The 15084-nt window shown below is 67.3% G+C and carries 13 protein-coding genes; 4 read left to right on the top strand and 9 right to left on the bottom strand.

Translation table 11 applies throughout. The features are described from left to right. Positions 1–8 precede the first annotated feature (8 nt). Both K6T56_08365 and K6T56_08360 read right to left on the bottom strand, forming a co-directional pair. On the bottom strand, positions 9–1466 hold the full coding sequence (locus K6T56_08365) for an alkaline phosphatase D family protein (GenBank protein MCL6556357.1): 1458 nt from the start codon (positions 1464–1466) through the stop codon (positions 9–11). Between the two features lie 73 nt (positions 1467–1539). Next, positions 1540–2103 carry a MarR family winged helix-turn-helix transcriptional regulator gene (locus tag K6T56_08360; GenBank protein MCL6556356.1) on the bottom strand — a complete coding sequence of 188 codons (564 nt, stop codon included), beginning with the start codon at positions 2101–2103 and terminating at the stop codon, positions 1540–1542. Positions 2104–2212: 109 nt separating this feature from the next. Between K6T56_08360 and K6T56_08355 the strand changes: the two genes are divergently transcribed. Continuing rightward, positions 2213–2686 carry a cytochrome P460 family protein gene (locus K6T56_08355; protein MCL6556355.1) on the top strand — a complete coding sequence of 158 codons (474 nt, stop codon included), beginning with the start codon at positions 2213–2215 and terminating at the stop codon, positions 2684–2686. 125 nt (positions 2687–2811) lie between these two features. On the opposite strand, the gene K6T56_08350 is transcribed toward K6T56_08355, so the two are convergent. The 4 genes from K6T56_08350 to K6T56_08335 form a co-directional block, all read right to left on the bottom strand. Next, positions 2812–4011 carry an EAL domain-containing response regulator gene (locus K6T56_08350; GenBank protein ID MCL6556354.1) on the bottom strand — a complete coding sequence of 400 codons (1200 nt, stop codon included), beginning with the start codon at positions 4009–4011 and terminating at the stop codon, positions 2812–2814. Next, the gene (locus K6T56_08345; protein MCL6556353.1) at positions 4008–5078 is read right to left on the bottom strand and encodes a response regulator; all 1071 of its coding nucleotides are present in this window, start codon (positions 5076–5078) and stop codon (positions 4008–4010) included. Before K6T56_08345 ends, K6T56_08350 begins: the two co-directional genes overlap by 4 nt. Then, positions 5075–8587, bottom strand: a complete 3513-nt coding sequence (locus K6T56_08340) for a PAS domain S-box protein (GenBank protein ID MCL6556352.1) — start codon at positions 8585–8587, stop codon at positions 5075–5077. The genes K6T56_08345 and K6T56_08340 overlap by 4 nt, the downstream gene beginning before the upstream one ends. A 468-nt stretch (positions 8588–9055) precedes the next feature. Beyond that, positions 9056–9469: a helix-turn-helix transcriptional regulator gene (locus tag K6T56_08335; protein MCL6556351.1), complete on the bottom strand. Its 414-nt coding sequence runs from the start codon at positions 9467–9469 to the stop codon at positions 9056–9058. A gap of 104 nt (positions 9470–9573) precedes the next feature. Here K6T56_08335 and gstA point away from each other — a divergent pair, with 104 nt between their 5' ends. The 3 genes from gstA to K6T56_08320 are packed head-to-tail and all read left to right on the top strand — an operon-like array spanning position 9574 to position 12073. Next, a complete protein-coding gene (gene gstA, locus K6T56_08330) occupies positions 9574–10203 on the top strand; it encodes a glutathione transferase GstA (protein MCL6556350.1) in 630 nt (209 codons plus the stop codon). Further along, complete coding sequence (locus K6T56_08325; protein ID MCL6556349.1) at positions 10200–11267, top strand: alkene reductase; 1068 nt, start codon at positions 10200–10202, stop codon at positions 11265–11267. Before gstA ends, K6T56_08325 begins: the two co-directional genes overlap by 4 nt. A 50-nt stretch (positions 11268–11317) precedes the next feature. Continuing rightward, entirely contained in the window at positions 11318–12073 is a 756-nt protein-coding gene (locus K6T56_08320; GenBank protein ID MCL6556348.1) for a dioxygenase, read from the top strand. 301 nt (positions 12074–12374) lie between these two features. On the opposite strand, the gene K6T56_08315 is transcribed toward K6T56_08320, so the two are convergent. From K6T56_08315 to K6T56_08305, 3 genes are all read right to left on the bottom strand, one after another. Beyond that, positions 12375–12716 (bottom strand): hypothetical protein, encoded by a 342-nt coding sequence (locus tag K6T56_08315; protein ID MCL6556347.1) that lies wholly within the window; start codon positions 12714–12716, stop codon positions 12375–12377. A gap of 46 nt (positions 12717–12762) precedes the next feature. Beyond that, the gene (locus K6T56_08310; GenBank protein MCL6556346.1) at positions 12763–12996 is read right to left on the bottom strand and encodes a zinc ribbon domain-containing protein; all 234 of its coding nucleotides are present in this window, start codon (positions 12994–12996) and stop codon (positions 12763–12765) included. 114 nt (positions 12997–13110) lie between these two features. Continuing rightward, a partial coding sequence (locus K6T56_08305) for a CusA/CzcA family heavy metal efflux RND transporter (GenBank protein MCL6556345.1) occupies positions 13111–15084 on the bottom strand: 1974 nt, incomplete at its 5' end.

Here is a 15084-nt window from a genome sequence, read left to right as displayed (position 1 = left end):
CCCGGCGATCAGGGCTGCGGCGGCGACCAGCGCAGTTCATCGGCGGCGATGGTGCGCTCCCACAGGAGTCTGCCCTGGCTGTCGTAGCTTTGCAGCACCAGCCGGCGATCCTCCCCACCGCCGACGATGTCGATGCGGCAGAAATTGCGCTGGGTGACCAGGGTACCGGCAAGGCGCAGGGGATTGTCGGCTTCCTTCTCCCGCGGCGTGCGCGGCCCGGCGGTCAGCGGCGAGCAGGTCAGCTCGTACAGGGGATAGAAATCCTTGCTGGTGCGCCGCAGAAGTTCGGTGTGGTGGCGGTCGCCGGAAAGGAAGACCACGCCGGGAATGTTCTGCCGCTTGAGCCAGGCGAGGAAGCCCTCCCGCTCCTGGGGGAAGTTGTGCCAGCCTTCGAAGGGATGGTTGTCATTCAGGAGCTGGCTGCCGCTGACAATGAACTTGAAGGTGGCGCGTGACTGGATGAGGGCCTGTTTGAGCCAGTCGAGCTGCTCGAAGCCGAACAGCACCTTGTGGGTCTCCACCGCCGGCGTCGAGCCGAAATAGCGCCGTCCAATGAGCCGCAACAGGGCATTCTGGCTCAACACCCACTCCCGTGCCTCCTTCATCAGATCCAGTTCCTCCCGGCTCACCTCCGTCCTGTCCGCTGCGCGGTGGAAACGGTCGTCGAGGAGGAAGAAATCCGCATCAATCACGGAAAAAGTGGTGAAAATCCCGGGCAGCCCGGGCAGACCGTGACTGGGATTGGCCCAGTAGCGGCGGAACAGACGCAGGCTTTCCTCCTTGAAGACGAAACTGCGGTTGGCATCGTTGGGACCGTAATCGTGGTCATCCCAGATGGCGTAATGGGGCAGCGTGGAAAGCAGAGGTTGCAGCTCGCGCAGGCTGCGGGTGTGGCGGTAGCGGGCGTTCATGCCCCAGGGGGTGGCGTAGTCGGCCTCCCGCAGATAGACGTTGTCCCCCAGCCAGAGCATGAGGCCGTGGCGGGGATTGTTCTCGGCCTGCCGGGCGAGGGTCTCGAAGATGGCATAGTCCCCGCCATAGGGTGGGCCCGGTCGGTCCACCGCCGGATCGTTCACATAGGCGCAGGAACCCAGATAGACGCTGATTTCGGGAGCCGGACCCCGCCGGGGCAGGGGCAGGGTGCGGAAGGTGAGCACCGCCCCCGACCGCGCCGGTTCACCATCGAGGAAGACCTGGTAGTGGTAACGGGTGTCGGCGTCCAGTCCCACCAATGTCAGGCGGGCGGTGAAATCCTCCGCCGCCTCGAGGCGCACCCGGGCGCTGCGCTGCCGCTCCTGCGGCCGGGTGGCGGGCCAGTATTCCACGTCCGCTTCCGCGGCGGCGTCCCCCTGTATCCAGATGACCGCCGTGCGGCTTGTCACCGGGCCCAGCATGGGCCCGGCGGTGAGCTGGGCCGCCCACACGGGCGCGACAGCCAAAAGAATGAGCAGGCCCAACACACGCATAGACGGAATTCCGGTCCGGACGGGAAAGATTAGCCGGAATTTCCGGCTCGCGGTAGCCAGCCTAGCCGCTTTCTCAAAGGCGGCCTTCCGCCGGGGCGGTCCAGTCACGGCAGATGCGCACCGTCTGCTCCGCCGCCAGGGGTTCGCCGGTCAGGCCGCAGCGGGCGCCATCCTTTTCCCGGAGGAAGTGGGCACATTCCCGGCACAGGCCGAAGGCGCGCTGGCCGTTGAGGGTCTGTAGGGTCGTGAGCAGCGCGCGCAGGGTGGCTTCCAGGTGGGTGGCCTCCCCGGATAGATGCGTGAGGGCCTGTTCGATGCGCTCGGGCCAGCTCCCTTTGAGCGCGGCCCTGCCCGCCGCCGTCAGGCGCAAATGCACCCGCCTGCCGTGCTGCGGGTCGGCTTTTTTGGCGAGCAGGCCCTTGCGTTCCAGCACGGCGAGGGTTTGCGAGACCGTGCCGCGGGTGATGCCGAAATATTCGGCGATGGCGATGGGCATATCGCTGTAGCGATTGGCGCGCGACAGGTAGTGCAGCACCTGCAGATGAATGGGCAGGAGACCGTGGCGCGCGGCCTCTTCGCGCACCGACTGCGCGAGCAGCGCGCCCAGCCGTTCGAGGAGAAGGGGAACCTGGCTCATGGGGCTAATGTATCGCCTCGAAGCACGGCTTGACAAGCCTGATGTATCGAGTCTACGCTTAATCGTGCATCGAGTCGATGCATCATCAACCAACGTCAAGGAGGTCATCATGAACAAGCCATCTCTGCTTTTTCTGCTCCTGGCGGGGCTCGCCGCGCCGGCGATGGCGGCGGACGTGCCCTATCCCACGGGCTATCGTGACTGGCACCACGTCAAGAGCATGGTGATCGAGGAGGGGCATCCCCTGTATGGGTCCTTCGGCGGCATCCACCATCTCTATGCCAATGCCAAGGCCATGCAGGGGTACAAGGCGGGCCGCTTCCCCGATGGCTCGGTCATCGTCTTCGATCTCCTGGAAGCCCAGCGCAAGGACAATGCCGTGACCGAAGGCAGCCGCAAGGTGCTGGGGGTCATGCACAAGGACGCCAAGCGTTATGCTGCCACCGGTGGCTGGGGCTTCGAGGGTTTCGCCGGGGGTGAGCCGGGCAAGCGGGCGGTGGGGGCGAACGCCAAGAGCGCCTGTTTCGACTGCCACGCCCAGCAGAAAGACCACGACTTCGTCTTCAGCCGGCTGCGTGACTGAAGCGCACGGCCCGGCGCGGGATCATCGAACGGTGGGGGCGCCGGGCCGCATTTGAGCCGGGGCGGCGGGCGGTTCGGGCTGGGCAAAGGTGCTTGGGTGCTTTGTGACTGTCGAGCCGCCGTCCCTCAGGCAGCCGGCGCAGGCTGGGCCCGGGATTGACAGAACTGAAGGAATCCGGCCTCGTCCATCGGTTGCGCAATGAAATAGCCCTGGGCGAGATCGCAGCCCATTCCCTTCAACGCCTCCCAGTCGGCCTGGGTCTCGATGCCTTCGGCCACCGTCTTGAGCTTCAGCCCATGGGCCAGGCCGATGCTCGCCTCGATGATCACCTGCGCGTTCGGATTGTCGCTGCAGCCGGTGACAAAGCCCTGGTCGATCTTCAGCTCGGTGAAGGGCACGCGCGCCAGTTGCGCGAGACTGGCAAAGCCGGTGCCGTAATCGTCGATGGAGAGGCCAAAGCCCTTCATGCGCAGGCGGGTGAGGTTTTCCAGGGCGGGGGCCAGCGCGGTCATCGCCGCGGTCTCGGTGACCTCCAGCACCATGTGCTTGGGATCGACGCCGCAGTCGGTGACGATCCCGGTCACCCGGTCGGCCAGCGTGACGTCGGCGAGCGAGGTCGTCGAGAGGTTCACCGATACGCTGATGTCCAGCCCCGCCTCGTGCAGCCGGCGTGTGGCATGCGCCGCCTGCTCCAACATCAGGAAAGTGAGCGCATCGATCCGGTTGGCCTTTTCCAGCGTCAGGATGAAGGCATAAGGCCCAACGATGCCCTGCGTCGGGTGCTTCCAGCGCGCCAGCGCCTCGGCCCCGACCACGGCGCCGCTCTTCATGTCCACCTTGGGCTGGAAGAAGGGGATGAATTCATGGTTCGCGATCGCCGCCTCGATCTCGGCGAGACTGAAGCTTGGCGCAACCTGAACGGGACGTGGCGGGCGCGGCGTCGTGTCCTTGGCGGCCAGCAACTGCGCCAGATGCACGCGCGTGACCGGCTTTTCCAGCACGCCGAGCAGGCGCACGCCATAGGCGTCGGCCATCTTCGCCACCGAGCCGAGCAGCGCCGGGTCGAGCGCGCTGGCGATGATCACCGATGTCTCGGGCAGTCTTTCGCCCAGATGACGGATGAAGGCCATGCCATCCATCTCCGGCATGTCGAGATCGCAGATCACCAGCGCGGGCTGTGCGTCGGCATCGAGCAAGGCCAGCGCCTCGCGGCCGTTGGCCGCCTCGAGCACGCTTGGCGCGCCCAGCGCGCCGAGCATGCGCGCGAGGATGCGGCGCTGGAAGTCGTGATCCTCGACGATCAGGATGGGGGCGGTGACATTCATGGCAGGCTCCATGGGGGCGGGGGCGGAGGCAGGACGGCGCGCAGCTTTTCCAGCACGGTCGCGCGGTTACCGGGTTTGACGATGAAGCCGGCGATGCCGTGCCGCGCCGCCTCCCTCACTGTCTGGGCATCGGCATGGCCGCTGATGAGCAGGCAGGGCAATTCGCGCAGCGCGGGCACCTGGTGCACCTGCTCGATCAGCTCGAGGCCGGACATCCCGGGCATCTCGACATCCGCCAGCAGCGCGTCGGGCTTCAGCCGAGGCAGCGCCACCAGTGCGCCGATCGGGTCACTGAAGGCGGCGACCTCGTAGCCGGCCTGCTCCAGCATGCGCGTGAGCACCTGCAGATAGACTGGGTCGTCATCCACCACCGCCAAGCGCTGCGGCTGCCGGGCCAGCCAGTCGCCCGCTTCGGCAAGCTTCGGCGCGACCGTCGCCGCGGTTTCCTGCGCCGCGGCGCTGCTGGTGGCGAGCCGGCGTTCGACCGGCGCGCAGGCGGCTTCGAGCTGCGGGTGCAGTTCCGGCGCCTCGGCGGCCAGGCGGCGACGCGCCGCGGCCAGCTCCGCCGCCGTCGTTGCGGCGACTTCGGCATGGCGCATCAGCGCGTCGTGCAACATCGCGGCGCTCCGTTGCGTGCCATCGAGCAGCTTGCGGCCCACCGCCACCCGCTCGTCGCGTTGCCGCTCGCCGAGCTGGTGACGGATGCTGATCGCCAGCCGGTGCGGATCGTAAAGGGGGCGGAACACCACATAGTCATCGAACACGCGACGCTTCACCAGCGCATAGGCGGTATCGGCATCCTGCCCCTTGCAGAGCAGGATCGACGGATGATCGCCGCCGGCGAACCCGGGCGCGGTGCGGTAGAGCTCGAGAAAGGCCCGCTCTGCCTGACCGAGATCAAGGTAGGCGAAGAGCAGCAGCGCCGGCTGTGCCTGCGCGTAACGCCGGACGGCTTCGGCCACCTCCTTGAAATGCTCGATGCGCAGACCCGCATCGGCGGCCAGCGTGCGCACCTCTTCGACCGCGTCCGGGTCGGCGAACAGCCAGGCAAGCGGCGTCGTACTCATCTCGCGCCTCCTTCAAACCGTCGTTCCAATCGCGCCCAGGCGGCATCGAGCGCCTGATGCGCGGTCTCGGCGGCCGGCCAGTCGGCATTGTTGCCGGCCGCCTCGAGCCGGGCGGCGAGCTCGGCGACTTCCAGCGCGCCGATCGCGCGCGCGGCGGACTTGAGCTTGTGCGCGGCGCGCGCGAGCGGCCGCGCCTCGCGCTTTTCGTACGCGCTGCGCAGCTCGCTCAAGGTGTCGGCGGCATGGCTGAAGAAGCTCTCGATCATCTCGCGCTGCAGTTGCACCGACTCGCCGACCATGTCGGCCAGCACCGCAGGATCCCAGACCGGCGGCGCATCAGGCAATGCAGGCGCGGCGGCTTCGGGGTGCAGGCCATTCATCGCCGCCAGTTCGGCCAGGTCGGCCTCCATCTCGGCCAGGCGCGCACGGGCCTCGGCGAAATCCTGCCGCCGCGCGGCATCTTCCACCCGCGCGGCGCGCGCGGCGAGACGGCTCGCGCCCACCATGCGGGAAGCGCCTTTGATGCGGTGCGCCTGCCGCGCCGCGGCGGCGCCATCGGCCGCGGCCAGCGCGGCGGCCAGCGCGGCGAGGTCGCCCCGGGTCTGGTGCAGGAAATCGGCGAGGATCAGCCGCTCTTCCTCGGCGCCTTCGGCCAGTTGGCCGAGCACGTTGCGATCGAGCACCGCGTCGAGCGCCGGCAGCGGCGCGAGACCATTGGCCGCGGCGAACGGCAGCCAGCGCGAGAGCGTACGTCGCAGTTCAGCGAGTTCGGTGGGCTTGACCAGCACGTCGTCCATGCCGGCGGCGCGGGCGCGTGCCACTTCCTCGTCCATCGCCGCCGCGGTCCAGGCGAGGATCGGCGTGTGCTTGCGGCCCTCCTTCGCTTCGATCTCGCGCACCGCCTGGGCGAGCTCGAAACCGTCCATCACCGGCATGTGCACGTCGGTGAGGATCAGCGCGTAGTCGCCGTGTTTCCATTTGGCCAGCGCCTGGTTGCCGTTTTCCGCCAGCTCCACCGGCAGGCCGAGGAGCTGCATCTGGCGCGCGATCAGTGCGCGGTTGGTCGGGTGATCGTCGGCCACCAGGACCGGCCGGCCGCCGGAATCGAGCTGGCGCAGCGCGGGCGTGGCGGCCGGCGGCGGCGCGGCGGCGGCCTCGGCGACCGGCAGCGTCAGCGTGACGAAGAAGGTGCTGCCGCGCGCCGGCTGGGATTCGACGCCGATCGCGCCGCCCATCATCTCGGTCAAATGCTTGCAGATCGCCAGCCCCAGCCCGGTGCCGCCATAGCGGCGCGCGGTGGTCGCATCGGCCTGGGTGTAGCGTTCGAACAGCTTCGCCTGCACGTCGGGAGCGATGCCGACGCCGGTATCATGCACCGAGAACTTCACCGTCACCTGGCTTTCATCGCCCGCCAGCCAGTCGGCGCGCAGCTCGACATAGCCCTCGGCGGTGAATTTCAGCGCGTTGGAAACGAAGTTGGAAAGGATCTGCCGCAGACGCATCCCGTCCACGAGCACGGCGGCCGGTAGCCTCGGATCGACGAAGCTCATCAATGACAGGCCCTTCGCGCTGGCGGTGGCGAGATAGGCATCGCGCACCGACTCGATCAGCGCCTTCAGGTTTTCCGGCTCGGGCGACAGGGTGAGCCGGCCCGCCTCGATCTTCGAATAGTCGAGGATGTCGTCGACGATGCGCGCGAGCGCCTTGCCCGATTCGCGCGCGATCGCCAGCTCATGGCGCTGATCGGCATCGAGCTCGGTCAACGAGAGCAATTCCAGCATCCCCAGCATGCCGGTGAGCGGCGTACGGATCTCGTGGCTCATCGTGGCGAGGAACTCCTGCCGCTCGGCGAGCAGGCGTTCCTTCTCGGCCAGAAGGCGTTTGTGCTCACGGATGTCGTGCAGCACGCCGACGAAATAGCGTTGGTCGCCGAGGCGGTATTCGCTCACCGCAAGCTCCACGGCAACCCGCTCGCCCGACTTGCGCAGCGCCTCCACCTCTCGGCCGATGCCGATGATGTGCGCCTCGCCGGTGGCGAGATAGCGGGCGATATACCCGTCATGGGCGCTGCGGTGCGGCTCGGGCATGAGCAGGGAGACGTTCTGCCCGAGCACTTCCTCGGGGGCGTAGCCCAACAGCCGCTCGAGCGCCGGGTTGGCCGACTGGATGAGGCCGTGTTCGTCGATGACGATGACGGCATCGAGCAGGTTGTCGAGCACGGCAGAAAGGCGGGCGGTGCGCTCGGCGACCCGCGTCTCGAGCTCCGCGTTGAGCTGCCGGAGTTCCTCCTCGGCGGCCTTCTCGCGCGTGATGTCGCGCACCGTGCCGTCGGCGTGGGCGAGCGCACCGTTCGGCGCGAAGTGCAGCTCGGCGCGCTCCTCCACCCAGCGCGGCTCGCCAGCGACGATGATGCGATGCTGGATGCGGTAGGGCGCGCCTTTGAGCGCCGCCTGCCAGGCGGCGTCGACCCTCTCGCGATCCTCAGGATGGACGCAGGCGAGAAAGCGCTCGTAACTCACCGGCTCGCCTGCCGGGATGCCGAACATCCGGTAGGTCTCGCGCGACCAGAGCAAACGCCCGTCGCCGTCGAGATGCCAGCTGCCGATCTCGGCGACGGCCTGCGCGCGCTCCAGGTCGGCCTCGGTGAGCCGCAATTGCCGCTCGGCCTGCCATTGCCGCTGGAGCAGGAAGGCGAGCAGCGCGGCGCCGAACAGACTCAAGAAACCGCCGCCCGCGCCGATCGCCCAGGGAAACCAGCCGTATTGCCGCGCCAGCGGCCAGGCGGCCAGGGCGGTGACGACCAGCGTCCATTGCCGGTCGCCCACGGTGAGCGGCAGCCGCGCCTGATGAAAGCCGCTGCGCCCGGCGTAGGGCGCTTCATTTTCGGCATGGGTATTGAAAATGGGCAGCACGCTCGTGCCGAGGGCGGCCGTCGGCGGCGCATCGTAGAGCTCGATGTCGTAATCCTTGGCTGCCCTCGCCATCTCACCCACCAGACGGTCGGGCCGGAAGATCAAGGCGACGACGCCCGGCGGCGGCGTATGCCCTTTCGGCGGCAGCGCGGCCAGCAACGCATAGGCGGGGAAATCCGGATATTCGGCGCCGAGCCGCTCGCTCAGCGCGAAGCCCTGCCCGGCGCGCAGCCGCCCGATCGCCGCGCGCCGGGGCGAAGAAGCCAGGAGATCGAGGCCGAGGCTGGCCGCGGAAAACGGCGCGACGCATTCGACGAGGAAGTATTCCCCGCGCGGGCCGGGCGGCTTGGGCGACAGATCCGGCACGGGTTCGCCGAGCTCCGCCAGCGAGCGCGCCACCTGCCGCTGCCAGGCGGGGAGTTCCGCCGGCGTCAGCCGGCGCGCGAAACGGAATTCGAGCGCGGCCGGGAAACGCTCGCGCAGCCGGAGCGTTGCGATATGGGCATCGAAATCCCGCCGGCTCACTTCCTCCGAAGCCGCAAACAGGCCTACCAGCCCGCGCAGCGCCTCCTCCTGCAACGCGAACTGCTGCTGCATGCGCGCGGGAGCTGCTGGGCATCGAACGCCAGCCGGGCCGTCAGCTGCTCGTCCACCCACCGCCGCGTCTGCTGCACCAGCATGGCGGTGAGGACGAGGCCGACCATCAGCGCGATGAGCGGCCAGAGGAAAAGGCGGTGATTGAAGGATCGGGGGTGCGTCATGGCGTCATGATAGGAAACGCGGGCGGCCTTTGCATAGGGAGCCTCGCCGGCCGCTTGGCCGGAACCACTGGCAGCGCTTGCTCAACGCGGGGCGATGCGCCTCGGTCGGAGAGATCGCAGCAGAGGGACGCGATCCGGCTCGGTCGGCTGACGCGTCCGACTGGCACGCCGGGACCCGAGATCGTGGCCGCCAGTTTGATCAGCACAGGGGATGCGCCACCTTGCTCCGCCTGTTGGGCACGCGGACTGCGCTTGAGTGGGTGCAGCAGAACGGTACGCCGCCGAATCCCTGGTCGTGATCCTTTCAGCCCTTGACCATGCGGCCATCGAAGCGTTTACGGGCGGCGGCGATCTCGGGCTGGTGACGCTCCGCCCAGGCGATGAGGGCCTTGAGCGGTGGCATCAGCGAAATTCCCAGGGACGTGAGCCCGTAGGCCACCGACGGTGGTGTCGAGGGGGTCACCTCGCGCCAGATGAGTCCGTCGCGTTCGAGGTGGCGCAGCGTTTCGGTGAGCATCCGGCGCGAAATGTCGGGCACGGCGCGGGCCAGGGCATTGAATCGTTGCGGACCCTGGGCCAGGGTCACGAGAATCAGCGTCGACCACTTGTCGCCCAGGCGGTCGAGCACGTCGCGCACCGGACAGTTCCGGTGTCCGTTCGACGGCGGCGGCGGATCAAGGGGTGAAGCGGCTTCGGCAAGCGTGTCATCTGGAATCATGCTGGTTCCCTCAAAGTAACCATGGGCGGTACGCGTGCCCTCTTGTTTGCGCATGAAGGTTACTTTATAAGACCTGCTCCCGCAAATAAACCGTGAGGCGAACCATGAAGCTCTACTACAGTCCCGGTGCCTGTTCCCTCTCACCCCACATCGTCCTGCGCGAGGGCGGGTTTGATTTCAGCCTCGAGCGGGTCGATCTCAAGAGCTCGGTCACTGAAACCGGCGCCGATTACAAGGCCATCAACCCCAATGGCTATGTCCCGGCCTTGCAGCTCGACGATGGGCAGGTGCTCACCGAAGGCCCGGCCATCGTGCAGTACCTGGCCGATCGAGTGCCGGAAAAACGCCTGGCGCCGCCGACGGGCACGATGGAACGCTACCGTCTGATGGAATGGCTCAATTTCATTTCCACGGAGTTGCACAAGGGCTTTGGCGCGCTGTTCAACCCGAAACTGCCGGATGAGGCGAAATCCATCATCAAGTCGCAGCTTGTGAGCCGCATCGAGCATGCCAACCGGCGGTTGACGGGCAAGCCCTACGCCATGGGCGACACCTTCACGGTGGCGGATGCCTATCTCTTCACCGTGCTCGGCTGGGGCAAATATGTCGGCATTGACCTTTCGCCCTGGCCGGCGCTCACCGCCTATCTTGGGCGGGTGGGCGCCCGCCCGGCAGTCCAGGCCGCGCTTGCTGCCGAAGGGCTGATCCCTGCGAAAGAAGAAGGAGAACGATGATGGTCAACCTGTTCACGCCGATTCAGCTCGGCCCGCTGTTTCTGCCCAACCGCATCGTCATGGCGCCCATGACCCGCTCGCGGGCGCTTAACAATGTGCCCAATGATTTGATGGCGAAGTACTACAGCCTGCGCGCCGAGGCGGGGTTGATCATCACCGAGGGCACCTCGCCTTCGCCCAACGGTCTGGGCTATGCGCGCATCCCCGGCATCTATTCCGATCAGCAGGTGGCCGCCTGGCGCAAGGTGACCGATGCCGTGCATGGCGCCGGGGGCCGCATCTTCGTGCAGCTCATGCACACCGGGCGCGTGGCACATCCGGCCAACCTGCCGCCGGGGGCGCGGATACTGGCGCCGTCGGCCATCGCCGCGCCGGGCGAGATGTGGACGGACACGCAAGGCATGCAGCCCCATCCCGTGCCCGTCATGATGAGCGAGGACGACATCCTCGCTGCCATCGCGGAATACGCCACGGCCTGCAAACGCGCCATCGAGGCCGGTTTCGACGGTGTCGAGCTGCATGGCGCGAACGGCTATCTCATCGACCAGTTCCTCAACACCGCAGCCAATCAGCGCAGCGATCGCTGGGGCGGCTCGATCGACAACCGCATCCGTTTCGCGGTGGAGGTGGCCCGCGCCGCAGCCCAGGCCATCGGGCCGGAACGGGTCGGCATGCGCATCTCGCCCTACAACAACTTCAACGGCATGCAGCCCGACCCGGACATGGACGCCCTCTATATCCGCCTGGTCGAAGCGCTCAACGACATCGGCCTGGTCTACCTCCATGTGGTGGATCATCGCGCCATGGGCGCGACCGGCCCCAGCGACGAATACAAGGCGCGCCTGCGGGCCGCGTTCAAGGGCAGATTCATCCTTTCCGGCGGCTACGATGCCGCGCGTGCGAACGCCGATCTGGAAGCGGGCAAGGGCGATCTGGTGGCCTTCGGCCGCCCCTTCATCGCCAACCCGGATCTGGTGCAAAAGCTCAAGACCGGTGGCGAGATCAGGCCCGCCGATCCGGCTACCTTCTATACGCCGGACGCAAAGGGTTACACCGAACTGTGAGGCGCCAGCCCACGCTCTTCATCCCCCACGGGGGCGGGCCATGCTTCTTCATGGCGTGGGACCCGCCCGATGCGTGGGACCGCCACCGCGCGTTTCTGGAACGCCTTCCCGCCACCCTGCCGGAGCGGCCACGCGCACTGCTGGTGATCTCGGCTCACTGGGAAGCGCCGCAGTTCACCGTGCAGAAGAATGCCGCGCCGCCGCTCCTCTACGACTACTACGGCTTTCCGCCCCACACCTACCAGCTCGCCTGGCCTGCGGCCGGTTCACCGCAGCTGGCAGAGCGGGTGGTAGCGCTGTTGTCGGCGGCGGGTTTGCCCTGCACCTTCGATACCCAAAGGGGTTTCGACCACGGGGTGTTCGTGCCGCTGAAAGTGGCCTTCCCGGCAGCGGACATCCCCTGCGTGCAACTGTCGTTGCGCGCCGACCTCGATCCGGCTGCGCATCTTGCCGCCGGCCGCGCGCTGGCGCCGTTGCGCGACGAAGGCGTGCTGATCATGGGCTCCGGCAACACTTACCACAACATGGGCGTGATGATGCACGCGCTGCGGGGGGACGTGACCAACATTCACGGACGCGAATTCGACGCCTGGCTCACCGAGACGGTGACCCATCCGGATGCAGCCGAGCGCGCGCGGCGATTGTCGGAGTGGTTCCGCGCACCCGGTGCGCGTGATGCGGCCCCGCGCGAGGAGCATTTGATCCCGCTTTTGGTTGCCGCCGGTGCTGCGGGTGCCGACAAGGGGGTGAAGTGCTTCGAGGATCGCGTCATGGGCGCGGTGGAAAGCGCTTTCCGTTTCGGCTGAGCATGACCGCAGGATGGTGCAACCCCGCGTCCTGCAAATTTCCGTGGCGCGGGTGATGACGCCGGCGTGATGGATTGATGTTGAGCCCGAGACAGAGCTTGTCGGTCCTACGGGTGGTTGGCTTCGGCGAACAAAGCCGGCCCCCGCGCCATCAACTGTCTCCGGGATCGCGCGAGGCCCCGCCAGTTCTGGCGTTCCGGCGGGCGTAAAAAAGCCCGAAGGGGCTTCGGGCTTTGGCAAGGGCTCCCTCAAACAAATTCGCCAAGGCATTGATTTGGGCGCTGTCGTGGGCCTTGGATTTTCAATCTACCCCCAAATCTACCCCTAAATTTTCTCGGTAGGCGTGCTCGATCACGGTGGCGCAGGTGGCGCAGTCCATGCCGTCGATGCGCAGGCTTTCGTGGTGGAAGCGGTTGGCGATCTTCGCGCCGGCCGCCCGTGCCAGTTCGTGCACCCGGCTCACGCTGAAGCCCTGCGGGTCGTAGTGCAAGCAGAGGCGCGTACCCCCGTCTTCCCGCACGACGTGCACCCGTTCCAGGCCCTCGGCCTGCAGCAGTGCGGTCAGTCGCCCCACGCAGGCATCCCGCTCGTCGGGGATGCCGGGCAGGAGCAGGGGCAAATCCAGGGTGCATTTTTCGGCCATGATGACGCTCTTCGGGAATCAAGTGATCAAAGCGGCATATGACCAGTCATTGCCTAGGCTTGCCGCACTGGCCGCAAAACTTGGCGCCCGCCGCGAGTTCCGCGCCGCAGCCGGCGCATTTGGCGGGTAGCAGGGACGCGCCGCACTGCTGGCAGAAGCGCGCTTCGGCCGTGTTGGCGCTGCCGCATTGGGGGGCAGGGATTGCCGCCACCGGGGCCGCCGCCTTGCGGATAGCCTGGATAGCCGCCGTAGCCGTGACCGCCGTGATGGCCGCCTCGATAGCTGCCGTGGTGGCCGCCCATCAGATTGCCCAGCATGTGTTTGAAGAATCCCATGATGTGCTCCTTTGCGATTTCAGTAAGTGATCCCCGGCCCGAGGGCCGGGGTGTTCCGCTCAGGACGGCTGGACTTGCGGCTCGGCGCCGACAGCCGCTTCTTCCGCCTCCTCCCGCCAATGCGCCAGGCGATACAGGCTCGGCAGTACCAGCAGGGTGAGCGCTGTCGAGGACAGGATGCCGCCGATCACGACCGTGGCGAGCGGGCGCTGCACCTCCGCCCCCGTCCCGGTGGCGATTGCCATGGGAATAAAGCCGAGGGAGGCCACCAAGGCGGTCATCAGTACCGGGCGCAGCCGGGTCATCGCGCCTTCGCGGATGGCCTCGTCCAGCGGCCTGCCCTCTTCGCGCAGCGAGCGTATGAAGGCGATCATCACCAGTCCGTTCAGCACCGCCACGCCCGACAGTGCGATGAAACCCACGCCCGCGGAGATGGAAAGCGGGATGTCGCGCAGCCACAGCGCGAGGATGCCGCCGGTCAGGGCAAACGGCACGCCGGTGAACACCAGCAGCCCGTCCTTGACGTTGTTGAACATCGCAAACAGAAGCATGAAGATCAGCAGCAGCGCGACGGGCACCACGATCTCCAGGCGCTTCGCGGCCGACTGCAGCTGTTCGAAGGTGCCGCCCCAGGTGACCCAGTAGCCGCTGGGGACCTGGACCTGTTCGGCGAGTCTTGCTTGCGCCTCGGCGACGAAGGACCCGATGTCACGCCCGCGCACGTTGGCGGTAACCACCACGCGCCGCTTGCCGTTCTCGCGGCTGATCTGGTTGGGGCCTGGCGCGATCTCCAGGCTGGCCACGTCGCCGAGCCGCACGTAGGGGGCATTGCCTCCCGCGTTCGCGGCGGGCAGCCGGATCGGTATCTGCCTGATCGCCTCCAGGTCGCTGCGCAAGGACTCCGGCAGGCGCACGACGATGTCGAAGCGCCGGTCGCCCTGGAACAGCTGGCCGGCCTCGCGCCCGCCCACGGCGATGGCCAAGGCATCCTGCACGTCGCTGACATTGATGCCGAGGCGGGCGATCTTCGCCCGATCGATGCCGAGCGTCAGCATGGGTAGCCCCGTGGTCTGTTCGACCTTGACGTCGGCCGCGCCTGGCACCTTCTCCAACACCTCCGCGATCTCGCTGGCGGTGGCGTTCATCACCTCCATGTCGTCGCCGAAGACTTTCACCGCCACGTCCGAGCGTACGCCGGAGAGCAGCTCGTTGAAGCGCATCTGGATTGGCTGGGTGAACTCGTAGTTGTTGCCCGGCACCTTGCCGACCGCTTCCTGCATGGCGCCGACGAGATCGGCCTTGCTGCGCGTCGGATCGGGCCATTCGGATTGCGGCTTCAACATCACAAAGGTGTCGGCGACGTTGGGCGGCATGGGGTCCGTGGCGATCTCGGCCGTGCCGATCTTGGCGAAGACCCTGTCGACTTCGGGAAACGCCTTGATGGTCCGCTCCAGTTCTGCCTGCATGCCGATCGCCTGGGTAAGGCTCGTGCCCGGAATGCGCAGGGCGTGCAGCGCGATGTCGCCCTCGTTGAGGCTGGGCACGAATTCGGCTCCCATGCGGGTGGCGAGCAGCAGTGAGAGCGCCACCGCGACGGCCGCCATCGTCAGCACCACGGGCTGGTTCTCCATGGCGAGCCGGAACACCGGCTCGTAGCCGCGCCTGGCCCAGCCCATCAGGCGGTTTTCCTTCTCGGCCACCCTCTCGCCGATCAGCAGCGCCACGGCGGCGGGGATGAAGGTGACCGACAGGATCATGGCGCCCAGCAGGGCGGCCACCACGGTGAACGCCATCGGATGGAACATTTTGCCTTCCACGCCGGTGAGGGCGAAGATCGGCAGGTAGACCACCATGATGATGAGCTGGCCGTACAGGAGTGGCCGGCGTGCTTCGCGCGACGCCGCGAACACCTCATGAAAGCGCTCAACGCGGGTCAAAGGCCGGCCATGATGCGCCTGCGCGTGGGCGAGCCGCCGCACACAGTTTTCCACGATCACCACGGCACCGTCGATGATGATGCCGAAGTCCAGCGC

The sequence above is a fragment of the Burkholderiales bacterium genome, from assembly GCA_023511995.1.
Classification (GTDB): Bacteria; Pseudomonadota; Gammaproteobacteria; order Burkholderiales; family Thiobacteraceae; genus Thiobacter.
The sequence above is the reverse complement of the archived record's forward strand: the minus strand, read 5'-3'. Positions and strand labels throughout refer to the sequence as shown.